Annotated in this window: 28 protein-coding genes, 1 tRNA gene and 1 pseudogene; 15 read left to right on the top strand and 15 right to left on the bottom strand. The window is 64.3% G+C overall.

Annotated elements, in window-relative coordinates; translation table 11 throughout:
- Positions 1-12: 12 nt before the first annotated feature.
- Positions 13-1053 carry a Gfo/Idh/MocA family protein gene (locus ABGN05_RS09500; protein WP_367953762.1) on the top strand — a complete coding sequence of 347 codons (1041 nt, stop codon included), beginning with the start codon at positions 13-15 and terminating at the stop codon, positions 1051-1053.
- Positions 1054-1065: 12 nt separating this feature from the next.
- On the opposite strand, the gene ABGN05_RS09495 is transcribed toward ABGN05_RS09500, so the two are convergent.
- From ABGN05_RS09495 to ABGN05_RS09480, 4 genes are read right to left on the bottom strand one after another with little or no spacing between them, the layout of a single operon-like run.
- Complete coding sequence (locus ABGN05_RS09495; protein WP_367953761.1) at positions 1066-1893, bottom strand: inositol monophosphatase family protein; 828 nt, start codon at positions 1891-1893, stop codon at positions 1066-1068.
- Positions 1894-1948: 55 nt separating this feature from the next.
- Positions 1949-2332 carry a 5-carboxymethyl-2-hydroxymuconate isomerase gene (locus ABGN05_RS09490; RefSeq protein ID WP_367953760.1) on the bottom strand — a complete coding sequence of 128 codons (384 nt, stop codon included), beginning with the start codon at positions 2330-2332 and terminating at the stop codon, positions 1949-1951.
- Between the two features lie 12 nt (positions 2333-2344).
- A complete protein-coding gene (locus ABGN05_RS09485; RefSeq protein WP_367953759.1) occupies positions 2345-4105 on the bottom strand; it encodes an FAD-dependent oxidoreductase in 1761 nt (586 codons plus the stop codon).
- A complete protein-coding gene (locus ABGN05_RS09480; RefSeq protein WP_367953758.1) occupies positions 4102-4698 on the bottom strand; it encodes a nuclear transport factor 2 family protein in 597 nt (198 codons plus the stop codon). The genes ABGN05_RS09485 and ABGN05_RS09480 overlap by 4 nt, the downstream gene beginning before the upstream one ends.
- A gap of 131 nt (positions 4699-4829) precedes the next feature.
- On the opposite strand from ABGN05_RS09480, the gene ABGN05_RS09475 reads away from it, so the two are divergent.
- A complete protein-coding gene (locus ABGN05_RS09475; RefSeq protein ID WP_367953757.1) occupies positions 4830-5654 on the top strand; it encodes a sugar phosphate isomerase/epimerase family protein in 825 nt (274 codons plus the stop codon).
- Between the two features lie 12 nt (positions 5655-5666).
- Complete coding sequence (locus ABGN05_RS09470; RefSeq protein WP_367953756.1) at positions 5667-6482, top strand: IclR family transcriptional regulator; 816 nt, start codon at positions 5667-5669, stop codon at positions 6480-6482.
- On the opposite strand, the gene ABGN05_RS09465 is transcribed toward ABGN05_RS09470, so the two are convergent.
- Both ABGN05_RS09465 and ABGN05_RS09460 read right to left on the bottom strand, forming a co-directional pair.
- Positions 6367-7050 carry a hypothetical protein gene (locus ABGN05_RS09465; protein WP_367953755.1) on the bottom strand — a complete coding sequence of 228 codons (684 nt, stop codon included), beginning with the start codon at positions 7048-7050 and terminating at the stop codon, positions 6367-6369. The genes ABGN05_RS09470 and ABGN05_RS09465 overlap by 116 nt on opposite strands.
- Before the next feature lie 247 nt (positions 7051-7297).
- Complete coding sequence (locus ABGN05_RS09460) at positions 7298-8185, bottom strand: LysR family transcriptional regulator (protein WP_367953754.1); 888 nt, start codon at positions 8183-8185, stop codon at positions 7298-7300.
- 130 nt (positions 8186-8315) lie between these two features.
- Between ABGN05_RS09460 and ABGN05_RS09455 the strand changes: the two genes are divergently transcribed.
- From ABGN05_RS09455 to ABGN05_RS09435, 5 genes are all read left to right on the top strand, one after another.
- Complete coding sequence (locus ABGN05_RS09455) at positions 8316-9743, top strand: FAD-dependent oxidoreductase (RefSeq protein WP_367953753.1); 1428 nt, start codon at positions 8316-8318, stop codon at positions 9741-9743.
- Between the two features lie 104 nt (positions 9744-9847).
- On the top strand, positions 9848-10888 hold the full coding sequence (locus tag ABGN05_RS09450; RefSeq protein WP_367953752.1) for an ABC transporter substrate-binding protein: 1041 nt from the start codon (positions 9848-9850) through the stop codon (positions 10886-10888).
- A 76-nt stretch (positions 10889-10964) separates the two neighbouring features.
- A complete protein-coding gene (locus ABGN05_RS09445) occupies positions 10965-11777 on the top strand; it encodes an ABC transporter ATP-binding protein (protein ID WP_367953751.1) in 813 nt (270 codons plus the stop codon).
- Positions 11774-12859, top strand: coding sequence for an ABC transporter permease (locus ABGN05_RS09440; protein ID WP_367953750.1), 1086 nt, complete (start codon positions 11774-11776; stop codon positions 12857-12859). The genes ABGN05_RS09445 and ABGN05_RS09440 overlap by 4 nt, the downstream gene beginning before the upstream one ends.
- Positions 12856-13605, top strand: coding sequence for an SDR family NAD(P)-dependent oxidoreductase (locus ABGN05_RS09435; protein WP_367954355.1), 750 nt, complete (start codon positions 12856-12858; stop codon positions 13603-13605). The genes ABGN05_RS09440 and ABGN05_RS09435 overlap by 4 nt, the downstream gene beginning before the upstream one ends.
- Before the next feature lie 5 nt (positions 13606-13610).
- Here ABGN05_RS09435 and ABGN05_RS09430 read toward each other — a convergent pair whose 3' ends face one another.
- The 5 genes from ABGN05_RS09430 to ABGN05_RS09410 form a co-directional block, all read right to left on the bottom strand.
- Positions 13611-15116 carry a tripartite tricarboxylate transporter permease gene (locus ABGN05_RS09430; protein WP_367953749.1) on the bottom strand — a complete coding sequence of 502 codons (1506 nt, stop codon included), beginning with the start codon at positions 15114-15116 and terminating at the stop codon, positions 13611-13613.
- Between the two features lie 15 nt (positions 15117-15131).
- Positions 15132-15599 (bottom strand): tripartite tricarboxylate transporter TctB family protein, encoded by a 468-nt coding sequence (locus ABGN05_RS09425; protein WP_367953748.1) that lies wholly within the window; start codon positions 15597-15599, stop codon positions 15132-15134.
- 83 nt (positions 15600-15682) lie between these two features.
- Positions 15683-16672, bottom strand: coding sequence for a Bug family tripartite tricarboxylate transporter substrate binding protein (locus ABGN05_RS09420; protein WP_367953747.1), 990 nt, complete (start codon positions 16670-16672; stop codon positions 15683-15685).
- Positions 16673-16845: 173 nt separating this feature from the next.
- Positions 16846-17571, bottom strand: coding sequence for a sugar phosphate isomerase/epimerase family protein (locus ABGN05_RS09415; RefSeq protein WP_367953746.1), 726 nt, complete (start codon positions 17569-17571; stop codon positions 16846-16848).
- 77 nt (positions 17572-17648) lie between these two features.
- A complete protein-coding gene (locus tag ABGN05_RS09410; protein ID WP_367953745.1) occupies positions 17649-18470 on the bottom strand; it encodes a shikimate dehydrogenase family protein in 822 nt (273 codons plus the stop codon).
- Positions 18471-18712: 242 nt separating this feature from the next.
- On the opposite strand from ABGN05_RS09410, the gene ABGN05_RS09405 reads away from it, so the two are divergent.
- Positions 18713-18916 carry a hypothetical protein gene (locus tag ABGN05_RS09405; protein ID WP_367953744.1) on the top strand — a complete coding sequence of 68 codons (204 nt, stop codon included), beginning with the start codon at positions 18713-18715 and terminating at the stop codon, positions 18914-18916.
- 209 nt (positions 18917-19125) lie between these two features.
- Here ABGN05_RS09405 and ABGN05_RS09400 read toward each other — a convergent pair whose 3' ends face one another.
- Positions 19126-20145 carry an IS110 family RNA-guided transposase gene (locus tag ABGN05_RS09400; protein ID WP_367953743.1) on the bottom strand — a complete coding sequence of 340 codons (1020 nt, stop codon included), beginning with the start codon at positions 20143-20145 and terminating at the stop codon, positions 19126-19128.
- A 127-nt stretch (positions 20146-20272) separates the two neighbouring features.
- Here ABGN05_RS09400 and ABGN05_RS09395 point away from each other — a divergent pair, with 127 nt between their 5' ends.
- Positions 20273-20674 (top strand): transposase, encoded by a 402-nt coding sequence (locus ABGN05_RS09395; RefSeq protein WP_367954354.1) that lies wholly within the window; start codon positions 20273-20275, stop codon positions 20672-20674.
- Here ABGN05_RS09395 and ABGN05_RS09390 read toward each other — a convergent pair.
- Together ABGN05_RS09390 and ABGN05_RS09385 are read right to left on the bottom strand one after the other, a co-directional pair.
- Complete coding sequence (locus tag ABGN05_RS09390) at positions 20671-21216, bottom strand: DUF4760 domain-containing protein (protein ID WP_367953742.1); 546 nt, start codon at positions 21214-21216, stop codon at positions 20671-20673. The genes ABGN05_RS09395 and ABGN05_RS09390 overlap by 4 nt on opposite strands.
- Positions 21210-21587: a hypothetical protein gene (locus tag ABGN05_RS09385; RefSeq protein WP_367953741.1), complete on the bottom strand. Its 378-nt coding sequence runs from the start codon at positions 21585-21587 to the stop codon at positions 21210-21212. Before ABGN05_RS09385 ends, ABGN05_RS09390 begins: the two co-directional genes overlap by 7 nt.
- 125 nt (positions 21588-21712) lie before the next feature.
- Between ABGN05_RS09385 and ABGN05_RS09380 the strand changes: the two genes are divergently transcribed.
- The 4 genes and pseudogenes from ABGN05_RS09380 to ABGN05_RS09365 all read left to right on the top strand — a co-directional run.
- On the top strand, positions 21713-22414 hold the full coding sequence (locus tag ABGN05_RS09380; RefSeq protein WP_367953740.1) for a hypothetical protein: 702 nt from the start codon (positions 21713-21715) through the stop codon (positions 22412-22414).
- 89 nt (positions 22415-22503) lie between these two features.
- Positions 22504-23871, top strand: coding sequence for a hypothetical protein (locus tag ABGN05_RS09375; RefSeq protein WP_367953739.1), 1368 nt, complete (start codon positions 22504-22506; stop codon positions 23869-23871).
- A gap of 297 nt (positions 23872-24168) precedes the next feature.
- Complete coding sequence (locus ABGN05_RS09370) at positions 24169-24837, top strand: hypothetical protein (protein WP_367953738.1); 669 nt, start codon at positions 24169-24171, stop codon at positions 24835-24837.
- 220 nt (positions 24838-25057) lie between these two features.
- Positions 25058-25318: pseudogene (locus ABGN05_RS09365) on the top strand (transposase); the annotation flags it as partial.
- Between the two features lie 225 nt (positions 25319-25543).
- Here the strand turns inward: ABGN05_RS09365 and ABGN05_RS09360 are convergent.
- Positions 25544-25633: transfer RNA gene (locus tag ABGN05_RS09360), tRNA-Ser, on the bottom strand.
- Between the two features lie 258 nt (positions 25634-25891).
- Here ABGN05_RS09360 and ABGN05_RS09355 point away from each other — a divergent pair.
- Complete coding sequence (locus tag ABGN05_RS09355) at positions 25892-26512, top strand: 50S ribosomal protein L21 (protein ID WP_367953737.1); 621 nt, start codon at positions 25892-25894, stop codon at positions 26510-26512.
- Positions 26513-26562: the final 50 nt, after the last annotated feature.

Raw genomic sequence — 26562 nt, 5'->3', positions numbered from 1 at the left:
AGGGCAGAACCGATGCGGCAGAAGATCAGGATAGCAGTCGCCGGCGCCGGCCAGATCGGCCGCAGGCACGTGGAAGTCATTGCCGAGACCGCCGACGCGGCGCTGGCGGCGATCGTCGATCCCGCGCCCGGCGCCAGTGACTATGCGGCCGGTCTTGGCGTGCCGCACTTTTCCGCGCTGGGCGATCTGATCGCGAGGGGGATCGCCGACGCGGTCATCATCGCCACCCCCAACCAACTGCATGCGCAAAACAGCCTCGAGTGCATCGCGGCCGGGCTGCCGATCCTGATCGAAAAGCCGATCGCGACCGATTCCGAAGCCGCCGCCGCGATCATAAGCGCCGCCGACGCCAATGGCACGCCGGTGCTGGTGGGCCACCATCGCCGCCACAACCCCCTCATCCAGCGCGCCAGGGCGGAGTTGGAGAGTGGCGCAATAGGCGATCTCGTCTCGTTCAGCGGCGTCACCTGGTTCTGCAAGCCGGACGAGTATTTCGAAGCCGACTGGCGGCGCATGCCGGGCGCCGGACCGGTCTATCTCAACATGATCCACGACATCGACCTGGTGCACTATCTCTGCGGCGCCATCGAATCGGTCCATGCCTGGGAATCGAACATCGTGCGCGGCAATGCAGTGGAGGAGACCGCGGTCGTCAGCATGAAGTTCCGCAGCGGCATGCTCGGCACCATCAACGTGTCCGACGCCATCGTCGCCCCGTGGAGCTGGGAGCTGACGGCGCGGGAAAACCCGTCCTATCCGCCGACGACCCAGCACTGCTATCTCATCGGCGGAACGCACGGCTCGCTGGAACTGCCGGGACTGCGGCTGTGGCGCAACCGGGACAAGCGAAGCTGGTGGGAGCCCATCGACGCGACGCAGCTGCCGTTCGGGTTCGAGGATCCGCTCAGGCGTCAGATCCGCCAGTTCGTCGCCGTGGTCCGCGGAGAGGAAGCGCCGCTCGTCTCCGGCCGCGACGGTCTGCAGGCGCTTCGCGTCGTCGAGGCTGTTAAGCGATCGGCGGCCATCGGCGCGCCGGTGGCAATCGAAGCCTAGGTCTCCGCGACGTCAGGCAAGCAGCGTCGCGTGGAGCGCGCGCCAGCTTGCCTCGTCGGGGGCGGCCAGCAGTCCGCCGGCCGTGAGCGACGGGCGGTAGGCTGATCCGTCGAAACGGGCATTGTAACCGCCGGCCTCGGCGTGGATCAGCGAACCGGCGGCATGGTCCCACGGCATCAGCTTGCCCCACAACGCGAAGTCATAGGCCTTGCGGGCGAGCAGCCTGTAGTGATGCGCCGCGGCGCGGTATTCGGCCGCTCCGAGTGTGGCCGTCATGCCCGCCGACACCCGCGACCGCAGCGGCTCCGCCAGGAACATCCACGAGACGAGGCCGACCATCTCAGCGACCGGCCGTGCCTCGGCGACGGTCAGACGTGTTTCACTGGCGTCCCTGGCCTGGAACCACGCGCCCTTTCCGCGCAGCGCCATGACGAAGTCATCCCCGATCGGGTCGAGGATGATCCCCGCCATCACCGCATCGTCCTCCACAAAGGCGATCATGGTGCCGAAAAGCGGCAACCCCGACGCAAAATTCTTGGTGCCGTCGATGGGATCGACGAGGAAGTAGCTGGGCATCCGGTCGAGGCCTTCGAGCAGCGACGGATCCGCGCTGCACGCCTCCTCGCCGATCACAGGGACGCCCGGGAACAGCCGCTGCAGGCCCTCGGTCAGCATCCGCTCGGCCGCGAGGTCGGTGTCGGTGACGAGGTCGAGCAGGGAGGTCTTCTGCCGCACGTCGCCGCGGTCGCCCGCATGGAACCGTGGCAGGATCTCCGCCAGGCTCGCCTGCCTCATCAGGCCGGCGACCGCCGCCAGTTCGTCGCGTCCGAATGGGCTCAAGTCCCGCCTCCGAAAGTTGCGCGTCACGCCGGCCGCCAGCGGCAGCCCGACCGGCTCAGCCGGCGGCCTTGATCATCGGATTGCGGCTGCGCGTCAACCGCGGATCGAACTCTGTGACCTCGAGCTGCAGCGCGACGTCGCTCCGGCTTTCGAAAAGCTCCGACATGGCGGCATTCGCCGCGGCGAACAGCGTCTCGACGATCTCCGTCTTCAGCGCGTCGCTTCTGCCGGGCGCGATGCGCACCGTGATCTGCACGAACCCGCCCTTAGGACCGCGGTCGGCGACGCGGGAGTGGAGCGCCGGCCGCGACAGCGTGCGCACGCCGCCGATCGGAAACGCGCCGGTGCCGCACGCGGCGGCGTGGACCGCGTCTGTCAGGGCGGAGATGTCGAGCATCTGGTCGATGCCGGCGTTGTAGTCGATCGTGATGTGGGGCAAGAGCGGGGTCCGTCAGGCTGTCTCGATCATCGAAGCCGCATGATTCGCCGCCGCATAGGCGAAGGCGATCGCCGGCCCCAGCGTGATCCCGGGACCGGGATAGGCGCCGCCCATCACCGACTGCATGTCGTTGCCGCAGGCATAGAGCCCGTGGATCGGCGTGCCGTCGCGGCGCAGGACCCGCGCGTTCTCGTTGGTGACCAGACCGGTGGCCGATCCGATGTCGCCGGGAAAGAGCCTCAGCGCATAGAAGGGCGCGGTGCCGACCGGGCCGATCGTCGGGTTGGGACCATGCGCCGCATCGCCGTTGTTGCGCTGGTAAAAGGTCGAGCCGCGGCCGAAATCCTCGTCCACGCCGGTGGCGGCATAGCGGTTGAGGCGGGCGACCGTGTCTGTAAGGCCCGCGGCGTCGATGCCGAGCTTGCCGGCGAGTTCATCGAGCGTGGCGCCTTCCACCAGATAGCCTTCCGCGACTTGGCGCGCGATGCCGCGTCCGCCGGGGCGGACCATGCCCAGCCCGTAGGTCCGCAGGCCCCTTGCATCGGTGACGAGATAGGCGGGAATGGTCCCGCCATCCTGGTTCGAGGCGTACATCGCTTCGGCGAACTGGTGGTAGGAGACCGTCTCGTTGACGAACCTGCGGCCGTTGCGCCCGACGGCGAAGATGCCGGGCTTGCCGCGGTCGAGGAAGAAGTGCGGAAAGGTCGCGACGCTGCCGTCGCTGCGCGTGCGGATCGACACCGGCGCCCAGTAGCAGGGATTGGCGGCGCTCTCGCCATGATAGGCGCCGAGCGCGATCGCCATGTCGTGCAGCGCGCCCGTATGGCCGGGCGCGGATGGGCTGTGTTGCGGAACGGGCTTCGGCAGCATCCTTTCGCGCATGCCCGGATGCCGGCTGAAGCCGCCCGTGGCCAGGATGATGCAGGCGGCGGTCACGCGGCTTGTCCCGCCGTCCTGGCGCAGGTCCAATATCCAGCCTTGCCCCGGCAGGGGCTCGACGGCGACCGTCTCGACTCCGACGCGCAAGGTCACCCCGAGCTTGCGCGCCGAATGGAGCAGCCGTGCCACCAGCGCATTGCCCATCACCAGGCGCGTGCCGCGCGGATGGCGCAGGCGATCCCACACGTAGCGGCCGATCCGGCGCGTGCCATGCAGCGTCGATTCGACCGACTTGCCGATTGCCTGCAGATGACGGACGTCGTCGCGGTCGACCATCATCCCGCCCAGTACGGTGAATTCGGGAATCGGCGGCCGCAGCAGGCGGAAATCGTCGCCGAGCAGACTGCCGTCGAACGGCAGCGGCTCCAGCGCCCGGCCGCCGGCGACCGCGCCTTCGAGTTCGGAAAGATAGTCCGGATGCACCGGACGGACGCGCAGTTTGGTTTCGGTCCTGTCGACAAGTGTCGCCACGGCCTTTGGCCCGTGCACGAGAAACGCGTCGCGCATCGCCCTGGACGACTGGTTGCCGACCGCGGCGTCGAGATAGCGCGCGGCGCTCTCGACATCGGCGTCGAGCCCGGCCTCGACGGCCAGATGCGTTCCCGGAATCCAGACCGTGCCCGCGGAAAGTGCCGTGGTGCCGCCGACGAACGGCGTCCGCTCGACGACCAGGACGCGGCGGCCGTCGAGCGCGGCGAAGATCGCCGCGGCGAGCCCCGCCGCCCCTGCCCCGAGCACGGCGATGTCGAATCGCTCCGCATCGCGACCGTCGCGGGCCCGCGGCGTAGCGGTCAGCATGCCGCCCCGCACAAGGCTGCCCACGCCGCGTGTCAAAGCGCGCCGCCGGCCAGCCATGCCTTGCCGCGCCCGTAGAGCGCTGTCACTGCCGGACCCGTGAGGCCGGGCATGTCGCGCTTGACGGTGTAGCCGATGCCGGTCTGGAGATAGGCGAGGTGACGGTAGCCTTCCGGAAAGCCGTCGAGCACGTCACGATCGAGCTTCGGGATCCTGGCCGGATCGATCGGATCGAGGCGGTCCTTCTCGTAGATCGGCTGGCGCAGGACCACACCCCATTTTCCGTCACGCTTCTCGAGGAAATCGTAGAAGCGCCCGGTGCAGACGACGTCGCAGGCGACGCTCTCCACCTCGGCGCGCTGGCTGATGGTCATCTTGGTCTGCGCGATGGCGCGGTCGCCGGCCAAGTCGATGGAGGTCCCGCCGAGGAAATGCAGGATCCGCACGCCGTTCTCAAAACCCTTGCGGCTGACTGCGATGAATTCGTCGGCGGTGCCCTGGAACCAGGTCGCCATCATCCGCCCGTCGTCGTGCCAGACGGTCCGGAATCGCTCCCAGTCGCCCGCGTCGCGCCAGACGACCCAGTTTTCCAGAAGGTCGCGGATGGCGAGGCGTTCGCTGAAGTCTGACATCGGGAATCCTGTTTTCGAATGTCGGCGGGCCGTGAGGTGTTTTCTTATGTGAACGAGTTCAGTATGTAAAGCTGGAGTGGCGCTGCCGCTGTCGTCTCCGCTTCTGCCAGATTGAATCCGAGGAACCGTCCATGCCCCTGCTTTCCCTCGCTCATTTCACGATCATCAAGGCCGGTCCCGTCGAACTGATCGAATGCGCGGCGCGTGCCGGCTATGACGCGGTCGGCCTGCGCCTCCAGCCGCCGCTGCCGGGCGACACGATCGTGCCGGTGGTGGGCGACGCTGCCATGCAGCGCGCGGTGGCGGAAAAGCTGCGCGACACAGGTTTGGCCCTCCTCGACGTCGAGGCGTTCTGGCTGATGCCCGAGACCGACATGGAAACCTTCTTCGCCGGGATCAAGACCGGCGCCGAACTGGGCGCCAAGCACGTGCTGGTGGTCGGCAATGACCCGGAACGGGCGCGGCTCGTCGAGCGCTTCGCGCGCTTCTGCGAGCGGGCGAAGGCCTGCGGCGTGATACCGATGCTGGAGTTCATCCCCTACAGCCAGGTGCGGTCCCTGGCCGAGGCGGCATTGCTGCTCAAGGAGTCGGACGCCGCCAATGCGGGCTTGCTGGTCGATTCGCTGCATCTCAGCCGCTCCGGCGGATCGCCGGCCGATCTCGCCGCCTACGATCCGGCGCTTTTCCGCTATGTCCATTTGTGCGATGCTTTGGCAGAGATCCCGGCGATCGAAAATCTTCGCAACGAGGCGCGCAACGAGCGGCTCTACCCGGGCGAGGGAGCGTTGTGGCTGGAGGAATTTGTCGCGGCGTTTCCCGAGGGAACGCCGGTCGCGATCGAGGCCCCGGCGGCGCGCCACGCCCATCTCGGCCATGCCGAGCAGGCGAAATTGGCCGCCACGATGGCCCGGGCTGTGATAGACCGGGCGGACCGGAAAATCCCGGTCGGGACCTGAGGGAGGCTGCATTTGGCGAACGAGGACAATGTGCTGCACCTCGCCGACCGGGCGCCGGCGGCGGAGCAGGGATCGGTCAAGTCAGCGACCCGGGTGCTCGACCTGTTCGAGTTCCTCGGGCGCTGGGATGCGGAAAAGACCCATACCGAGATCGCCGAGGAACTCGCGATCCCGAAGAGCAGCCTGACGCAACTGCTGAAGACGCTGGTCAGGCGCGAATACCTGACCTACGTGCCGCTCTCGAAGGGATACGAGCTCGGGCCCGCCATCGCCAAGCTCGCCCGCCGGATCAAGGACGGGAACGACATCGTCGCCGTTGCCGAGAGCGTGCTGACGTGGATCGCGTCGGAGACGCAGGAATCCTGCGCGCTCAACTTCATCAAGGGCGACAAGTCGGAGGTCGTGGCCTGCGTGATGAGCCCGCGCCGGCTGCTCTATCACATGCGCCTGGGCGACACCGCGCCGCTCTACGCCACCTCTGGCGGCAAGGCGCTGCTCGCGCACCTGCCCCCGGAGATGCTGGAGGACTACCTGGCGCGGGTGGTGTTCGAAAAGATCACGCCCAACACGATCGACAGCGTCGCGGCCCTGCGCAGCGAACTCGCGGAGGTGAAGCGGACCGGCCTGGCCTTCGTGGTCGAGGAGTTCACGCCCGGCATCGCCGGCGTCGCGCGGCCGATCCTCGGCGCGTCGGGCTATCCACTGGGCTCGATCAACATCGCGCTGCCGATCTCACGCTTCGACGAGGCGGCGCGCACGCACTGCATCGCCGTGCTGACGCGGGCGTCAGCGACGATCGATCAGAGGCTGCGCGGCGGCGTGCGCTGAGGGACCGATCGTCACCACGCGCTGCAGCGATGCGGCGTCGAGGGGCATAGGCCAGCCGATAGGTGGTGAGGGTCGCACCGGCATCGACATGTACCGCGCCGAGCGCGGTCACCGTGTCCGCAATCCCTTCCGCGACCATCGCTTCGTCGTACCCCTCGATCAGGATCGCGCCATGATCGGGGAAGTCGGGCGCATCGCCGCCGATGCGGAACAGCACGTCGGCCACCGCCCTGTCGCGCTCGATCGCATGGACGGCGACGAAGGGCCGGTGCGACAGCAGGCCGAGCAGCGCCCGGTGCAGCTCCGCCGACCGCAGGTCGACGCGGTCGTCGACCGGAATGGCGCACAGCACCCCGGCCGCACCGCCGCCGAAGGACGCGATGCGCCGGCAGCACAGGCGCTTAAAGCCGCGAAAGGCCAGCCGCATCTTTATCGACCACTCCGTCGGGTGATCGAGGAGCCTGCGGTAGGGCGCGCTCTGCAGCACGTCCGTGTCGCACATCGCATAGAGCCTCAGGAATTCGGGCAGCGCCCCGGCCAGCCGGACATAGCGCCGCGCGCCGAGCATGCCCGGGGACGGAAATCCGCTCCGGCACGTGCTCGCGGCTGTGCCCGGCGTCGTATTCGCGCCGGTGCGACGGATCGACCCCGTTCCAGAGCGCAAGCACCCCATCGCCATCCACATCCACCATCGATTGCTCCCCGTCGCCGTGCGTTCGGCCATCCACATGAAAGAGTTCCACCCGTGGAGCAACCCTGCGGGTTCACCCGCCGCGGTTCAGGCGGGCGATGGTGGACCAGGCTTCTCGGAGCGATCAGCCCCATTCCTTCGCGATCTCGCGCAGCAGCATGCGCTGCAATTGCATGGCGGGCGGCGACAGGGGCACGCCGCTGAGCGAGATGATGCCGACGGTGCGGCGGATCGAGGGCTCGGTGATCGGGATCACCCTCACGCGCTCATGCTTCGGGATCGCCGCGCGCGGCAGGACGGTGATGGCAAGGCCGGCGATGACGAGGCTGCCCGCCATGTGCGTGCGCTGCACCTCGTAGCGCCAGTCGAGTTCGTGGGCGAAGGTGTTGAGGCTTTCGCTCAGGATGAAGCCGTGGCTCGTGGTGGTGGAAACGCGCGCCAGCGGATAGCCGACCAGATCGGCCCAGGTTAGTTGTGGCCTGTCGGCAAGCGGGTGGTCGATCGGCACAGCGGCGACGAAATCCTCCTCGAACAGCACGCGCGACTTCTGCGCCCAGTGCTGCGCGCCGAGGATGGTGAGCGCGAACTGGATCTGGCCGGCCAGCACCCGGTCGGCCAGGACCGCCGCGTGCTCGTCATGGATGACGATGTCGACGGTCGGGTTCCGCTCCCGGAACGTGCGCAGGGCGCTGGGCAGGTAGCGTTCGCCGAGCGAACTCAGGCAGCCGATCGCGACCCGTTCGTGCGCGCGCCGCCCCTCGATGCGCAGATCCTCGTAGAGCCGGTCGAGGCGCAGCATCATGTCGCGCGCCTTCGGGAAGAAATCCTGGCCGGCCCGCGTGAGCGCCAGCGACCGCGTCGTCCGCTGCAAGAGCATCAGGCCCACATCCTGCTCGAGCTTGCGGATGCGATGGCTGAGGGCCGTCTGCGACAGGTTCATCGCTGAGGCCGCGCTCTTGAAGCTGCCGGACTCCGCGATGCGGATGAAGGCTTCGAGGCCGAGAATATCCATGCCAGAAATGCCGCGATTGATTAATCTGCTTCATCAATAGACCCACGAAATTCGTTTGATCAAGCAATTTGGCCTCCATAGTCTGAACCCCAATGCTGGCCGAGGAGGGCCGGGCAGGAGGAAAATCCGTATGGGCTCCATGGAACCGGAGGGCGGTCGCCTGTTCTTTCAGGCGGAAACCTTCGAGACGCAGCGGCAGGAACGGCGCAGGCTGTCCTCGCGCGTGATCGATGAGCCGGCACAGCCCGTTGCCGTCCATACCGAGTGCGACGTACTCGTGGTCGGCGGCGGCCCGGCCGGAACCGCGGCGGCGGTGGCGGCTGCGCGTCTCGGCGCCGATGTGGTGCTGATGGAGCGCTACAACCATCTCGGCGGGCTTTCGACAGGCGGCCTGGTGATCTGGATCGACCGCATGACCGACTGGTCCGGAAGGCACGTCATCCGCGGCTTTGCCGAGGAGGCACTATCGCGCCTGACGCGCGACATGATCGCCGGGCCGGACAGGGCCGACTGGGGATCGCACGATCCGGAAAAGGTGGCCTACTGGGCCCTGCGCACCGCTGCCTACCACGACACCGTCACCCATTCGCCGACGCTCGATCCGGAATGGCTGAAGGCCGAATCGCTGGCGATGGTGCTGGAAGCCGGCGTGCATCCGATCTTCCACGCCTGGGGCGCGCGCCCGGTGATGGAGGGCAATCGCGTCGCCGGCTGCATCTTCGAAAGCAAGGAGGGCCGCCGCGCGGTGCTCGCGCGGGCGACGGTCGACGCCACCGGCGACGGCGACCTCTATGCAAGGGCGGGTTCCGGGTTCGATACCGAAGTCGACCAGCGCGACATCCACGGCTGCATGAACACCGCCTGGATGTTGGCCGGCGTCGACATGGACGCCTTCCTGCGTTTCCGCGCCGAGACGCCCGAGCAGTATTCGCAGTTCATGGCACGCGGCCGCGAGGCGATGCGCTTCTTCGAACGGCCGGTTGTGTCCTGGCGCAACGACGTCGCCGTTTTCATGGGGCCGCGCCTGTCGGGCTATTCGGCGCTGAAGGTCGAGGATCTGTCCGAGGTCGAGATCAAGAGCCACCAGCTCATGATCCGGCACCTCGCCTTCTACCGCGAGCACGCCCCCGGCTTCTCGGACGCCTATCTGATGGTCTCCGCGCCCCAGCTTGGCGTGCGCCACGGCCGCCGGCTCGTGGGCAGGGGCAAGCTGACGCGCGAGATGTGGGACGGTCGCACCGCCCCCGACGAGATCGGCGTGTCGCCGCCGCTGTCGCCGAAATTCGCCAACATATCGGTGCCCTATTTCAGCATCGTCCCCGCCGACATCGGCGGGCTGCTGGCGCCGGGACGGCACCTGTCCTGCGACGCGACCAGCCATTCCTTCATGCGCGAGATCCCGCAGTGCTGGCTGACCGGCCACGCGGCCGGTATCGCCGCCGCGATCGCCGCCAACCGCGGAATCGAGCCTGCCGAGGTTCCCATTTCCGAACTGAGGCGTAATCTTGCCGCGCAGGGCGCCTATCTCAGCCCCACGAGGGCGATGGCGGAGGCTTGAGGAAGGCGACATGCTTGCGTGCCGCCCGTTTACGATTGAAAGACCGGCGCCGTGAAGAGCCCGGGCCGATATCCGAAAAGAAAATCCATAAAGGGAGAGAGACAATGCTGAACATGACTGACTGGAAAGCCCGAGCCGTCGCGACCGCGATTGCGTTTGGGAGCGCGCTGTCGATCGGGGCCGCGAACGCCGCGGACGTCGCGCCGCTCGACCCGCCGCAGGCGGTGAAAGTCGCCTATGTGCCGATCATGAAGTTTGCGACCGCCTATGTAGCCGAAGGTCGCGGCATCTTCGACAAATACGGGCTCGACGTCGAATTCGAGCGCGTCAAGTCGGGCACCGAGGCGATCGCCTTCCTCGACCAGGGCAGCGTCGACGTTGGCGGCATCGCCATCGTCTCCTCGCTGTGGTCGGCTTGGGATCGCGGTCTCGACATCCGCATCATCGCGCCGGGCGCGCTCGATCCGATGGAGAACGGACCCACCAAGCTCCTGGTGCGCAAGGACCTGGCCGACAGCGGCGCCGTCAAGACCATCGCCGACCTGAAGGGCAAGCGCATCGGCGCGGCCGGCGGTCCCGGCAGCGGCGGCGAGTACTTCGTCGCCAAGGCGCTCGAGCAGGCGGACCTGACCATTCGAGACGTCGAGCTGATGAACATCGGCAATGCCGACATGCCGGCCGCCATTGACGGCAAGTCGATTGACGCCGCGCTGCTGAGCTCGCCCTTCTCCGACCAGGCGATCGCCTCGGGCAACGCCGTGGTGCTGGCGCAGGACATCACGCCCGGCCTGATGACCATCGCCTTCGTCGGCTCCGGCAAGTTCATCAACGAGCGGCCGGACGTGGCCGAGCGTTTCGTGCTCGCGCTCGCAGAAGCGGCCCGCATGATGCAAGGCGACGACTACCTGGCCCAGGAGAACATCGACGCCTATCTCGCCTACACGGCCTCGACCGAGGAGGCGATCCGCACCGGCAGCCCGGTGATCTACGATCCGAACGTGGCCATCCCCGTCGACGGCCTCGCCGACATCGAGCGCGTGCATCGCGAGAACGGCCGCACCGAATACGACAAGCCGCTGGACTTGACGAAGGCCATCGACGAAACCTTCACGAAAAAGGCGATCGAGACCCTCGGCGCCCATTAGGCGGCCCTTTCGTCGCCGACCGTCGACCCGGCGCATGGGCCCGTCCCATGCGCCGACCCTCCGGTGAGGAAACCGCATGAACAGCATGGCTCCGAGTGGCGCGCCCCGCGCGCCGAAAATCGTCGCGCGCAACGTCACCAAAACCTACCCGACGCTCGCCGGGTCGATCACGGCGCTGGACGATTTCAGCCTCGACGTCGCCGAAGGCGAGTTCGTCTGCATCGTCGGGCCGTCGGGATGCGGCAAGTCGACCTTCCTGCGCATGCTCGCGGGGCTGGAGGACATCTCCTTCGGCACCATCGACATCCGTCCCGGCGCCGAGCCAGGCAAGCCGCTGAACAGCGTGGTGTTCCAGGAATACGCGATCTTCCCGTGGAAGACCGTGATCGATAACGTCGCCTTCGGGCTGCAGATGCGCGGCGTTTCGGCGTGCGAGCGGCGCGAGACGGCGCGCGCCTGGCTCGACCGCGTCGGGCTGGCAAAATTCGCGGATTATTATCCGCACCAGATCTCCGGCGGCATGAAGCAGCGCGTCTCGATCATCCGCGCGCTCGCCAACGATCCCGAGGTTTTGCTGATGGACGAGCCGCTGGGCGCGCTCGATGCGCAGACGCGCGTGGTGCTCCAGGACGAGTTGCTGCGGATCTGGGAGGAGACGCGCAAGACCGTCGTCTACATCACCCACAGCCTCGATGAGGCGGTGCTGCTCGGCGACCGGGTGATCCTGATGAGCGCCCAGCCGGGACGCCGGCTCGCCATCTTCGAGATCGACCTACCGCGGCCGCGCACGATCGACGCCATGAACATGCCCCGCTTCGCCGAGCATCGCGCCGAGATCTGGGAGCGGCTGTCGAGCGAGGTCACGCGCGCGATGGAGATGCAGCAATGACCGAAATTTCCAGCGGCAAGCTCTCCGAACACAATGGCGCGCCGCCCGACGCCAAAGATCATCACGCCGCCGACCGCCGCGCAATCCTTATGCTCCTCGCAGCGGCAGTGGCATTGCACGTGCTGCTGGCGGTGACCGGGTTGTGGCGGCCACTGGCGTGGCTGGCCATCGTCGGCAGCTTCGTCATCCTCGTCATCGTCTGCGAGCGCATCGGGCGCATGGTGCCGCTGCGGGGCCGCGCCGCCTACGAGCGCACGCTCGCCTTCGGCTTTCCCGCGCTCGTGCTGCTGCTGTGGCAGTTTGCCGGCGACTACGGGCTGATCAATCCGACCTGGTTTCCGCAGCCGAGCCGCATCGCGGCCGGTCTGTGGGACATGACGGTGCGCTACGATCGCTTTTCCGAAACCAGCCTAATCGGGCGCCCATGGCTGATCCCCGAATATTTGGCCCGCGACGGCTGGGCCGGCGTCTGGAACCTGCTTTCGGAAAGCCACGTCCTGGCGACGCTCGGCCGGGTCTTTGTCGGCTTCGTGCTCGGCGCGATACCGGGCATCCTTCTGGGCGTCGTGATGGGAATCAACCAGACGGTGCGCCTGATGCTCGACACCACGCTGTCGGCCGTCTACGTGCTGCCCAAGATCGCCATCTTCCCGATCGTCATGCTGATCTTCGCCAACCCGTTCGGCGAGGGGCCGAAGATCCTGGTTGTGGCGCTGGCCGTGTTCATCCTGATGACCATCAACACCATGGCCGGAGTGCGCGGCATCGAGAAGGTCTATCTCATGGCCGGCCGCAACTACGGCGCCAATGGCTGGCAAATGATGCGCCATGTCATCATCCCCGGAGCCATGCCGGTCATCTTCGCCGGGCTGCGGATCGCGCTCGGAACCGCCATGATCGTGATCATCTCGGTCGAGTTCCTGCGCGCCAAGCAGGGCGTCGGCTTCATCACCTTCTACTACTGGGAAGTGCTGAACCCGGAAAAGATGTATGCCGGGCTGCTCGTGGTGATGATGCTGGGCGTCTTACTGACCTACGGGCTGCAGGCCCTGCAGCGGCGGATGATGCCGTGGCAGCGATGAGGACCGCCTTGATCACCGGCGGCGCCGGTGCCGTCGGCTCCGCCACGGCCCGCATGCTGGCCGCCGACGGCTTCCACATCGTGCTCGCCGACATCGCCATCGAGGCGGCGACGGCGGTCTGCGACGAGATCGGCCGCGATTTCGGCGTCGAGACGCTGGCGCTCGACGTCGATCTCTCCGACCTCGAAGCAATCAAGCCGATGATGGCGACGGTCGAGGCGCATTTCGGACGGCTGGACTGCCTGGTCAACAATGCCGGCCGAACCGGCGCGCCGACGATCGGCGACGTCGATCTCGACGTCTGGAACGCCATCATGACCATCAACCTGACGGCGCCCATGCTCTTGTGCCAGGCGGCCGCGCCCCTGATGCGGCCAGCCGGCAGCGGCAGCATCGTCAACGTCGCGTCACGCGTCTATCTGAGCGGCACGGGCATCGGCTACACGTCAAGCAAGTCCGGCCTGATCGGCCTGACGCGTGCGCTCGCCGTCCAGCTCGGCAAGGATCGCATCCGCGTCAACGCGGTGGCGCCGAGCTTCCTGAACTCGCCGTTCAACAAGAAGCTCGTGGCGGCCAATGCCGCGATGGCGGATTCGTTTCGCAAGCTGACGCCGCTCGATCGTCTGGGCACGCCCGACGACGTCGCCGGTGCGATCGCCTTCCTCGCCTCCGACCGCGCCTCTTTCATCACCGGCGACGTGATCCACGTCTGCGGCGGCGCGCAACTGGCGCCGCAGCCCGTCTGAAGCGTCTAGGCCGACTTTTGCCGACGGCGGAAGATTTTTCCCCACAGCGGGGTCTGGTTCAGGATCAGGAGCAGGAAGCCCATGGTCAGGGCCAGCGAGATGGGGTTCAGGAAGAAAGAGGTCGCGAAATCGAGCGGGTCGCTGCGCGAGGACAGCATGGCGCGCCGGAAGGACACGTCCATCAGTGGCCCGAGAATGACGCCGAGGATGATCGGCCCGGGCTGGAAGCCGTAGACCTTAAGAAAATAGCCGAAGATGCCGAAGGCCAGCATCCAGTAGACGTCGGTCATGCTGTTCTGGATCGTGTAGGTGCCCACCACCGACAGAAGCACGATTAGCGGGATAAGCACCCCCCGCGGCATCATCATGATCTTCGTGAACACACGGATGCCGGTGAGCCCGATGACCAGCAGCAGCGAATTCGCCAGCACTAGCGCGCCGACGATGAACCAGAACAGATGCGGCGTCTCCACCATTAGCAGCGGACCCGGCCGCAGGCCGTGGATGTAGAGCGCTCCGATGAACAGCGCCGTCACCGCATCGCCGGGGATTCCGAGCGTCAGCATCGGCACGAAGGCGCCGCCGATGACGGCGTTGTTGGCGGATTCCGGCGCGACCACGCCCTCATAGGCGCCTTCGCCGAACGGACGGCTCGGATTCTTGACCGTACGCTTGGCCTGGTCATAGGCAATGAGCGAGGCGATGTCGCCGCCGGCCCCCGGCAGCGCTCCGATGGTAACGCCGATGGCCGAACTGCGCAGCGCAAGCGGCAGGTACTTCCTGACCTCCTTCCAGGCGGGAATGATCTTCGACAAGTGCTGTTTGACCGGCTCGATATCGAGGCTGCGAAGCTGGAACAGCGCTTCGGAGAGACCGAAGAAGCCGATCATCGCCGCGATGTAGGAGATTCCGCCCAGCATCGAGACGTTGCCGAAGGTCAGGCGCGGCTGCGCGGTGAGATTGTCGAGCCCGACGAGGCCGATCAGCACGCCGAGCGCCGCCGCGAAGATGCCCTTGGCGAGCGATCCGCCGGACAGGCCTCCCACCAGGAGAAGCCCGATCAGGGCGAGCAGCAGGAAGTCGCGCGGGGCGAACTGCAGCGCCAGCGAGGAGACCGAGGGCGCCGCGATGGCGAGGATGGCGATGCCGAAGTAGCCGCCGATAACCGAGACCACCGTCGAGATACCGATCACCTTGCCGGCCTCGCCCAGCTTGGCCAGGGGATACCCGTCGAAGGCGGTGGCGACCGCCGCGGGGGTGCCGGGAATGTTGAGCAGGATGGCCGTGCGGCTGCCGCCGTAGACGCCGCCGCAATAGACGCCCACCATCATGGCGAGCGCCGCGTTCACGTCCCACGAAAACGTAAATGAGATCAGCACCGAAGCGGCCATCGTGACCGAGATGCCCGGAATGGCGCCGACATAGACGCCGGCCCAGGTGCCCACGAGCACCAGGCCGAACAGGCTCGGATCGAGCCATGACATGAGAAAATAGCCGAGGGACTCAGGCATGGCGGAGGCTTCCCGTCACGGCAGATAGACCTGGAAGATGAAGCTGAAGACGGCGAAGACGAAGGCAAGCGAGGCCGCGGTGACGAGGCCGGCGGCGATCACGCCCTTACGGTAGAGGAAGACGAACGAGACGAATAGGAAAACGGCGGACGCCACCCAGAAGCCGGCAAGTTCGAGCGCCGCGACATAGACGGCGCAGAGCGCCATGTAGCCGAGGATCGGCAGGGTAACGATGCGCGCGAGACGGGTCGCTCGCGTTTCGGCTTCGTCGACCGACGGAGCGCGGTTCCGCCGCACCTTGACCATCATGATGAGCACGGTGACGACCATCAGCCCCGCCGCGATCATCGGAAACATGCCCGGCCCGCTCAGCGAGCCGAAACCCTCGATTTTCCAGGCTTCCCACAGGAGGAGCCCCGATCCGGCCAAAAGCACGCCGTAGAACACGGTCTGCCCCGGGGCGGGCGATTGCGGTTCGATCATGGTGACGTGCTCCGATGACGTTGCGGCGAGGAGTAGCCCTCGCCGCCGGATTCCGCCAGTGTTCCGTCGGAACGGATCGCGGATCAGAGTCTCGGAATCCCGAGTTCCTCGGGCGAGACCTTGGCGTCGCCGGTGTCATGCAGGATCCAGCTCGTCACCGACTGCCAGCGCTTCATGAACTCGTCGGCTTCCGCGCCGCTGATCGCCATCTTGACCATGCCGGACTTCTGGATGAAGTCATCGACGCGCTCGTTGGCCATCGCCGCCGCGAAAGCGTCCGTCAGCGTCTTCTTCACCTCATCGGGCGCATCGCGCTTGACGAACATGCCCTGAAATGATCCCCAGGGAAGATACTTGCCGAGTTCGGGATATTCGGCCGTGATGGCCGGGATGTCGGGAAACTGGGCGAGTGGTTCCGCATCCAGAACGGCCAGGCCGCGCACGCGTCCGGCGCGGAGCAGTTCCGCCGCGGCGGGCAGGCTCACGGGCATGAAGTCGACATGGTTGCCCTGCAGCGCGGTCAGCCCCGGACCCTCGCCATCGAAGGGAACCTGGGTGACCTCACCCTTGACGACGGAGTTCAGCATCCCCATCGCCACAGCGGGCGATCCGCCCGGACCCGTGGCGCCCATGCGGATCTGGCCGGGATTGGCCTTGATGTCGTCGACCAGTTCGGTCAGTGTCTTCCACTTGGCATCAGGATTGACGACGAAGACCTGGATGTTGCGGCCGACGATCGCCACCGGGTAGAAAGAGGCATAGTCGAGATCCGCCAGGCCGAGCACGCGATGAAGCTGCGGATTTTCTGCGCCGAACAGCAGCGTATAGCCGTCCGACGGCCGCGAATTGACATACTGCATGGCAATGGCGCCGACCCCGCCGGGACGGTTCACCAGCACGATCTTCTGGCCGAGTTCCTCCTCGACGGCGGGCGCGATGACGCGGGCCAGATTGTCGGTGGCGCCGCCGGCGCCCCACATGATGGTTCCCTGGATGTCACGGTCGGGATAGCTCTGGGCCAGCGCCGGGCCGGCGATCAGCAACGCCGCGACGGCGATCAGTTTCTTGAGCATGGTTCCTCCAATTCGATACAAGCACCTATCGGCTGCGCTCGACGCGACAAGTCCGTTCTCCCATAGGCGGGCGGGTCTGTTCTACACGTTGCACAAGGCCATATACAAGAACAAATTGCTTACGGGAGATGTCGCGGGCCGCGGCTTGTCGCGGCATTGGCGCGTTGCCCGGATCAGCCGACGAGCGCACCGAGGCCGGCGCGCATGTCCTTGATCGGGTCGGTCGAAATGATCTCGAGGATCGCCACGCCGGGAAAGCCGCCGGTGCCGATCGCTTCGAGGATTTGCCCGAAACGCACGGTTCCGCTGCCGATCGCGTCATGCCGCCAGCTCGTCCGGGTCGCGTCGGACAAGTGATACTGCCCGATCAGGCGGCCCCAGCGCGCGATCGCCGCGACCTGGTCCTCGCCGATGAATTCGGCGTTGGCGACGTCGTAGGCGATCGATGCGAGCGGCGTCGCGAACTGCTCGACCCAGGCGCCGAGTGCGTCGGCGGTGGGCAGTGGCGTCTGCGGGTGCGTTTCGAAGAACAGGCGGCATCCGCTCGCCCGGGCGACATCGAGAAGCGCTGCCGCGCCGTCGGTCAGGTGGGCGACGCTTTCCTTGTGCGGCGGCGCGAGCAGTCCCGACACCCGTCCCGGCACGACGACGACGCCCTTCGCGCCGAGATCGGCGGCCAGGCGGATTGCCTCCGCGTAGACCTCCACGGTGCGCGCGCGCACCTCCGGCACGACGCTGCACAGATTGTGGTCGAGCGCGGGCAGGTTGAGGGATTCGATTCGCAACCCGTCGGCCTCGATCTGGCGCCGCAGCGCACCACGCTCGGCACTGCTCGTCTCGAACCACAGATGTCCGGGCGCAAGCAAAACGTCGAAATCGTCGAGGCCGATCATGGCCATCCGGCGCATCGCTGGCAGCGCCTGATCGCGCCAGACGAAGGAGAAGGTGCTGCCGCCGATCCTTGGCAAAGCCTTCGTCATGCGGCCGCGCCGACTGGCGCCGCGGCGTCACCAACCCAGAAATCCAGCATCATCTGCCTTTCAGCCTGGAACATGTCGACGCCAGTCGAGGTGAGGCAGCCTGCCTGGCCGGCGGCCGCCAGCAACGGCGTGATCTCGGGCATAGTGATGGCGTCGCTGACGAACATCTCCGGGAGAAGCTTAGATAAATCGACCGGCAGGGGATCGTCTGGCCGCATGCCGGCCGGCGTCACATTGGCGATGATGGCAAAGCCGGACGGGTCGGCCGAACCGACGACTGCCTTGCCGGGATAGCGCTGCGAAAGCCGCGCGATTAGACTGTCCCTGCGTACGGTATCAATGTCGTGGATGGCAAGTGTGTCAACGCCGGCCGCTAGGAAATCGAGGCCGATTGCGCTCCCGGCGCCGCCAGCCCCGACTAGCAGCGCCCGTGCGCCTTCGAAGATGCAGCCCTTGGCGCGCATTGCGGCGACGGCGCCGATACCGTCCAGCATGTCGCCATGCCAGGTTCGGTCGTCATTACGACGCACTATGTTGGTGGAACCGAGTAGGCGGCTGCGTTCCGACAGGCTGGAGCACTGCGCCGCGGCGCTGAACTTGTGCGGGATGGTGACAGCGAAACCATCGACATTGCGCAGCGGCGCAACAGCCTTGAAGAAGGCGGGGAAATCTGCCGGCTGGACGTCGATCGGCACGACGATGGCGTCGATGCCGGACTGCTCGAACATCCGCGTCATGCCGGACGGCGCCTTCACCTGCGCGATCGGGTGCCCGAGGACGAAGTAGACGCGTGTGGCGCCGCTGTAGCTTTCAAGCAAGACCGTATCCTTTTCCTATCATACGATGCGCCGTGCCGCAGAGAGCGGCAGGACTGACTCTCCACAGGGCGCAATTCATTCATCTGTCATACATACAGGAGCTCAACAGGCTAGCGATCCGAACAGAGCCTGACGCTTCATCTTCACTTTCGACCCCCATAGTCGGTTATTTCGATACACGCAAATGTATGAACTCATTCGTCACTTCGAACTAGCCTCGTTCCGCACATCTGAGCGCGGCGGTGCGAAAACCTACCACGGTAGCGGCGGGATGGCTGAGCAAGGCCGGCGTGTTCGAGACCTTCTTCGACCACCTCGCGTCGCTCTCGTCCGCGGCGCACCTGGTGCAGATGTTCGATTCGACGGTGATCCGCGCCCATGTGTCGGCGGCGGCCAAAAACGTATGGCCCGCCCCGGTTGCAAGCGACAATTGGAGGATGGTGTGAACAGTCTGCACAAACGTATCCGGCATGTCGGCCTGGCGGCCGCCGCCAAGATGGAGATCCGCGCGTTCCGATCCTCATAAAGGGGCCGGCCTCGTTGGGCCATTTTACGCCGGAGGTTTTCGGAACACCGATCGACTGTCAGGCCATCTTCCTTTCACCACTCGCCGCTCGTGACGTCCGGCGGTTATCCGTACGTTTGTTCCTCATCCCTACTTCGATGCGACCTGATAAGTCCTTCCGTGGTGGAGCAGCGCCCAGACGGTGCGGGCCATCTTCGCAGCCAGCGCGACGACGGCGACATTGAGGTGGGTGCGAGCGAGGAGTGCGCGCAGCCACGATCCGACCGCCGTGTTGCTCTTGGTCAACGAGGGCATAGCCGACCGTGCGCCCTGGATCAGCATCTTGCGCAGATACCTGCTTCCGCGCTTCGTGATACCCAGGAGCTTCGGCCTTCTTCCAGTTGTGGCTTGCCGAGGCACAAGGCCTAACCACGCGGCGAGGTCGCGTCCCTTGTCGAATGTTGCCGCGCTGCCAACTGCGGCTACCAGTGCGGTGGCATTCAGCGCTCCGATGCCGGGAATGCCTGTCAGTCGCCGGGCGCGGTCGTCGGTCCGCGCCATGGTTGCGAACTCGGCGTCAAAGGCCGCGATGCGGCGGTCCAGCTCTTCCCAGCGCGAACGCATGTCCTCGAGTAGGAACGCCATCCGTCGGCTCAGCGCGTCGCCGCCGTTGTCAAGCAGTTCACTCAGCGAAAGACGCAGCCGGGCGTGACCCTGGGCCACGACGTGCCCGCGCTCCAAAAGCAGGCTCCTGATCTGATTGGTCAACGAGGTGCGTTCACTGACCAGGCGGTCACGCACTCGATTCAGGGCTTGAACGTCGAACTGCTCTTCGCTCTTGAGCTCGACGAAGCGCATGGTGGGTCGCGTCGCCGATTCGGCGATCGCCTCAGCATCGCGGTCATCGTTCTTTTGAGCCTTCACATAAGGGCGCACATATTCCGGAGACATTAAACGGACCTGATGGCCCAGTGCCGCCAGCGATCGCCCCATGTGATGTGCACCGCAGCAGGCTTCCATCGCCATGATGCAGGGCGACAGCTTTGTAGCGAACGCGATCACCCCCTCGCGTCGCATTCGCCGTCGAATGACGACCTTTCCGCTTTCGTCCAGGCCGACGACACTGCAGCTGTTCTTGCCTAGGTCGATGCCAAGGATCACAATGCTCATGGTCCGCTCCTTCCTCTCTTGAACACCGACATCCTACACACAGGCTTCGGCGGGAGGGGCGGGCCATCCATAAAGGGGGCAGCACGGTCAGGCGCTCGGCCGCTCGCGCGGTGGCTTCTCCACCAAAATCCACCTGAAGACAGACTTCGACGGCCATCCCATCGCATTCGACCTGACCGGCGGCGAGAAGGGCGACGCGCCGCACTTCCCGATCCTGCTCGGGCTCGGTCCCGAGGTCGAGCCGCGCGCGGCGATCGGCGACAAGGGCTACGCCAGCAAGGCCAACCGCCGGGCGGCGCGGGATCGCGGCATCATTCTCGTCATTCCACACAAGGCCAACGAGAAGGACAAGCCGGCCTTCTTCGCCAGGACGCTCTACAAAGGCCGCGCCCGCATCGAGCAGGCCGTCGGCAAGATCAAGCGCTTCAAGCGCGTCGCCCTACGCTGCGAGAAGGCAAGGCGAAATTTCGCATCCTTCGTCGCCCTCTCCGCCGGCTTCATCTTGATCAATTCCGTCCACACGGCCTAACAACTCCCCTCGTTTTCAGCGAGTTCTATCATACCGCTACCGAGGGCCGGAAGGTTGTATTGAGCCTGTTCCGCGGCAATCCACTCGGCATAGAGACAATAGAATGATCTTGCATAGGGACCGAGCTGCGTCTGAAGTATCCCCCCATCGCAGACCTCCGTCCTGGCGCACACCGAAGCGCTATCGAAGAATGTGGAGATGTTGATGATGGCGGTTTTTATCGATTTCTCAGGCCCGTGTTGATCATGGTCTGCCGTCACCCGCTCGACAATCGCATAAATGACCTCTCGTGAACCGCCGGGCGCTTTCTTCTTGAAGTCGAAATCTTTCCAAACCCGGTAGACTACATTCCTCGCCTCCAGCATGTCGTCCCTATTGAAGTCGGCGACATACTCGAGTGATTTGTCCTTCTGGCTGTTCTCTGCGCTTTGCACATATGTCCAGTACGCTATGACGAGCGCCGCTATCAGGGTGATATTGGAAATAATTGTCGTCCACGCGACTGCCCAAGGAGTGAACTGCTCGCTAGGCCATTTCAGCATCGGGGCTTCTTGGGGAGACTAACAATCTCGTCCGTGGATTCGATCCGAATTTTTGCGAGGCATGCCAGTTCGGAGCGTGTGAACACCACTATCGCGTCTATGTCGGCATCTGCATCGGCCTTTAGTTCGGGAACGATGGAGTTCTCCAGAAGCAATGCCAGTGATTTCTCCGTAGAGGGCTCAGGGCAAGCTTCCACATAAATGACGACGGGATCATCCGAATTGCCGCTGATGTACTTTTCGGCGTTTTCAATCACGCATCTTGCCAGCTCGTTCTTGACGTTCCAGGCGTCCTCTTGTCCGCGAACAGTTTCAGTTGCGGCGCAGACACAGAGTGCGCATAGCAAGGGCCGCCACAGAACGACTGTCATCCGCCCTTTCCCTGCCTCCGTTTCCGGCCCGCCTATGGCAACACGAAGCTGCTTTCACGTCAATACGGCTGTTGACCTACCGAGCAACAGAGGGAAGGATCGTCTATCCGTCCTTGGAGGGTGTGTTGGCATTTCGCCTGTCAATAGCCTTGGGAGTAGTCGCGCTGCTGGGCGGTGGCGCCAGCGCGGCTCAATTCAATGTGTACGATGATGGAGATGCGATAGGTAGCTGCCCGTCGCTAAAGACCATCGAACTCGTTGGAGACATTGAGGAAGGGGATTTTGAACGTCTGCACGAACTGCTTACGCCAGGACAAGCGAGCAACAGTGAGCACTATGTCGAAATCGGGAGGTTGTCATTCGACAGCGCAGGCGGAGACTACTTTGAGGCGGTAAAAATCTCACATTTGCTTCGAGGATACAACATCCAGAGCTATGTTTCCGCAGATGCTCGCTGCACCGGAGCCTGTGCAATCGCATTCATGGGAGGCACCGGCATCGGGATGGAAGGTTATTTCCCGCCCGACCGACGGTTCGTTCTCGGCGCTGAGATACAACTGACCATGCCGTCGTTCGCCGATGTCGCACGAAAGGAAGGGGGTAGCGAACGCGAGGTATCTCAACAGACCCGCAACCTTACCCTTCAACTTTTCGTCGAGATCTTGCTGCTGGCTGGGGATCGGGAGTGGTCGTCGGAACTAATTCGCAGACTTGTCGAGGATGGACCGGGTCACGCGGTGGATCTCACGGAACCGCAAGTCGCCGAAGCAAATCAGCTCAAGCAAGGCGAAAACTGCCAGCCCTACAGACAGTGGCTCGAAGAATGACACGATTAACTGTTCTCATCTGCATGCTCCCGATGTTCGTAGCGCCTGCCGCCGCGGCTGAGTTCTCCCATTCCCGGTCCGCTGAGGTCGTGACGGTCTCTGTTAGAGGGAAGATTGACGCGGGCGATGCCGCGAAGCTGGAAGCGGTGCTGAAAGAGGTGATCACGGATTCGGGCTCCGTCGTTGTGTCGCTCGACAGCCCCGGCGGCAGCCTGATCGAAGGCTTGAAGATGGCCGATTTGATCCATCAAAACCATGTTGCCACTTATGTCGGTCCAAATGTCTCGTGCGTTTCCGCGTGTGCGATCGGATTCATGGGAGGAGCGCGGCGTGTCGGCGAACAAACCGTACCCGATCGCATGCTACACCCCACTGGCAGATTGGGGTTTCATGCACCTGTGCTGCCGGAGCGTGTTTTTGGCTCAGACGGAAGTTCTCCTGTCCCGATCGCTGCCATGCTCGAACGGCAGATACTCGCAGCCGCGTTTCAGTTCTCCGAATTGACAGTTCGTCACGGCTGGCAACCGAGCCTGGTGAGGGCGGCACTAAATGCACGCGAGGAAAGGGACCTCGTATACGTGAACACGATTGGGGATGCAGGAAGGTGGTTCATACGTCTCGATGCCGAGAAGGAACTGCGCCTGCACGGTTCGCTGGCAGCCGACTTGCTCTGCTCGAACTTACATAATTGGACGTCGGACGGTGGACTCGATCCTATTGCCGCTACCTATCCATCAAAGATTTATGCGAGCTTTCTCCCGAATGGGACGCCAGTTGATGTGCGAACGGACGCCCAACTCCTTGAGGATTGGATATCCTCCGCGCTCAATGATACGGCCTTCGCCTACGAGAACGATGGTGGTCGCCGTCTCGGCACGGAAGGAATGGCCGATAGATGTGTGATCGACACCGATTTGGACGGCGTAATTCTGGACCACCAAGTCACCAACGATGAAATGTCGCCAATCGTTTATCGATACGAAAATGAATATCAAATCTCGCGACCTATGCTGAACGGCTTGTTCACCTGGCATCTACTCCCCTCATTCATCAAGATAGCGGAAATGGAGGAATACGAAGGAGATGCTGCCCTCATTTCGGAACGGTTCTACGATCACAACGGCTCAAAAATGCTCCTGACAGCCATTCGGGCTGGCGAAGACCAAGCAGCCGTCAAAATACAATATTTCCAAACTAAAGATTCTCTCTCAAATATTGTTCCACATGGTAATCTACTGTTCGATGGTCGACGCGAGAAGTCGCGTATAGAGGGAACAGCTCGAACATTCAGGAAGGACTGTTTGCCTGCGCAATATGATGTCTCCGGCACTTGGGGTAGGGATCGTATAGAACTCAACGGAGCTGCACCGAGGCGGGCCAAGGGAGAGTGCAAAGTGATTGGCTACGACCCGAATAGTTCAAATGCGAATTTGGTATTCGAGGGTATTGATCAATAGCGTTGCATAGAGTGAGGCGTCGTCGTTGCCGACTTCAGCGTGTACAGAGAGGGAAATCGGCTGACAGTCGCGCGTTGAGCGGGCGGTGTCAGGGGGCTTTTCTGGCTGGCTTTTTGTCCTCCTTCCGGTCCGTGGTTGCGGGCAGCCCCTCGACGAAGGCCTTTGCGGTGTGCGGCCGCTTGACCCGCTTTCTGATTTTAGTAACCACGAAAAGCCCTTCCAGATACGGCACCGAACGCGCCGAAACGCGAAAGGCCCGCACCGACATTGCAGCATATCACTAGGACGCTGGAACGGATGCCGGCACGCACGCTGATCGAAAGGCGCAATCGAGCGCTGCTTGCCTTTGCCATCCTGACCGGCGGGCGCGACGACGCTATCGCCTCCATGTCCCTGAAGCACGTGGACATCAACGCTGGAAAGATCGAACAGGACGCGCGTGACGTGCGCACGAAAAACCGAAAGACATTCTCCACATGGTTCTTCCCTGTCGGCGAAAAACCGCGCGCCATCGTGGAAGGCCGGCTTGAAACGTTGGAAACCGAATGTCTGTTCGGCCCGGATGATCCGCTCTTTCCGGCAACCGACATGGGCTTGGTCAATGGCAAGTTTGCCGCCACTGGTCTCTCCCGGTCCCACTGGAGTAATGCGGGACCTATCCGCCGTATCTTCAAGGACGCGTTCGCGGCGGCCGGCTTGCCCTATTCTAATCCCCATTCCTTCCGCAAGACACTGGCACGGCTCGGGGAAAGGCGTTGCACGACGCCGGAAGAGTTCAAGGCATGGAGCCAGAATCTGGGCTATGAACAGGTCCTGACCACCTTCACGAGCTACGGAAACGTCGCCAGCGATAGGCAGGCAGAAATCATGCGTTCGTTCGAAAAGGAAGCCGCGAAAGGCCCGCCCTTGACCCCTGAAGCCCATGCCGCTTTGCAGGCACTGCTGGACGCAAACAGGCCGACTTGAAGAGGCATTGGCGCTTGCCTTGGCCGACCCTTGCTGATTCTATCGCGCCACAAATGCGGGAGTGTGTCGCGTGACGGAACTGACCTTCAAGGACAAGGAATTTGTCTACAATCATCACCTTTCCGTGTAGTTTCGTCCACTAACAGGCCGTTGAAAAAGCCGCTCGCGGCGAGGCATTCGGCGTGATTCATTGTCTCCGAAGGGATTCGGAGACCGGTGCATGCGCGGTGACGACAAACGAACTGGCGAACTGTTCAGCTACGTCGATCTTGAGGCGCGGGTTCGGTGCGACCATCCGTTGCGGGCGATCCGGACGATCGTGAACGAGGCGCTCGGCTCGCTGGAGCGAGAGTTCGCGGCGCTGTATTCGACGATCGGGCGACCGTCGATTCCGCCGGAGAAGTTGCTGCGGGCGATGCTGTTGCAGGCGTTCTACTCGATCCGCTCGGAGCGTCTCCTTATGGAGCGGCTGGAATACGATCGCTTCGTCTGCGAACGCGATTGAGTTCTTCAACAGCCTGCTAGTCCAAGATGACGGCACGACGGTCGAATGCGCTCTTGTGCTCATGAGCGAGTGGAAGGCAAAATTGCCCGACTTGCTGAACTAAAATCATCGCCGAAAATGAACAGAGTGGGGAAACCAGTGGGGAACGCCTTCGGCTGAAAGGGAAATTATTTTCGACATCAATGCCTTAGCATAGGCACGTGGCGGAGAGGGGGGGATTCGAACCCCCGATACCCTTGCGAGTATGCCGCATTTCGAGTGCGGTGCATTCGACCACTCTGCCACCTCTCCGCGGGGCCGTGGGCGCCTTGGCGCGGGCTGCTAGATAGCGAAGGGTTACACGCGAGACAAGGCCTATTCTGTCTCGACGCCGTCTCGCATCTTGACTCGATCCCACCCTTCCGCTAACGGGGCGTGGCTTCCGGCGTGGGACCTTCCGCGCCGGTTGTCGTTTGAACCCTGAACAGACTGACAAAAAGACGGCCGGGCGGCACGTGCGCCAGTCACGTGCGCCAGTCCCGAGCCGGACCGAACAGCGAAAGGCAAAAAATGTTCGCAGTCATCAAGACCGGAGGCAAGCAGTACCGCGTTGCCGCCAACGATACCATCAAGATCGAGAGAATTGCCGGCGAAGTCGGCGAGATCGTGCGCATCGGCCAGGTGCTGGCCCATGGCGAAGGCGACGACGTGACCATCGGCGTTCCCTTCGTGGACGGCGTTTCGGTGGCGGCCGAGGTCGTCGAGCAGGGCCGCGCCGACACCGTCATCGCCTTCAAGAAGCGCCGCCGGCAGAATTCGCGCCGCAAGCGCGGCCATCGCCAGCTGCTCACCACGGTGCGGATCTCCGAGATCCTGACGGGCGGTGCCGAGCCGTCGAAGAAGGCCGCTGAAAAGCCGGCCGCGAAAAAGAAGGCCGCCGCAGAGGAGGCCAAGCCGCAGGCAGCGGCCGCGCCGCTGTTTTCCGCGCCGGAAGGCGAGGGCGACGACCTGACCACGATCAAGGGCATCGGCCCGGTCGCGGCCGGTCAGCTGAAGGAGCAAGGCATCACGACCTTCGCCCAGATCGCCGCGCTCTCCGACGAGGACGTCGCGCGCATCGACGAGAACATGCCGTTCAGTGCCGACCAGATCTCGGACTGGCGCGAGCAGGCCAAGGAACTGGCGAAGTAATCCGCCTCCGAGGTTGAAACCCGGCGCATTCGCGCCCATAGAGAATACGA

Source organism: Aquibium pacificum (genome assembly GCF_040839445.1).
Classification (GTDB): Bacteria; Pseudomonadota; Alphaproteobacteria; order Rhizobiales; family Rhizobiaceae; genus Aquibium; species Aquibium pacificus.
The sequence above is the reverse complement of the archived record's forward strand: the minus strand, read 5'-3'. Positions and strand labels throughout refer to the sequence as shown.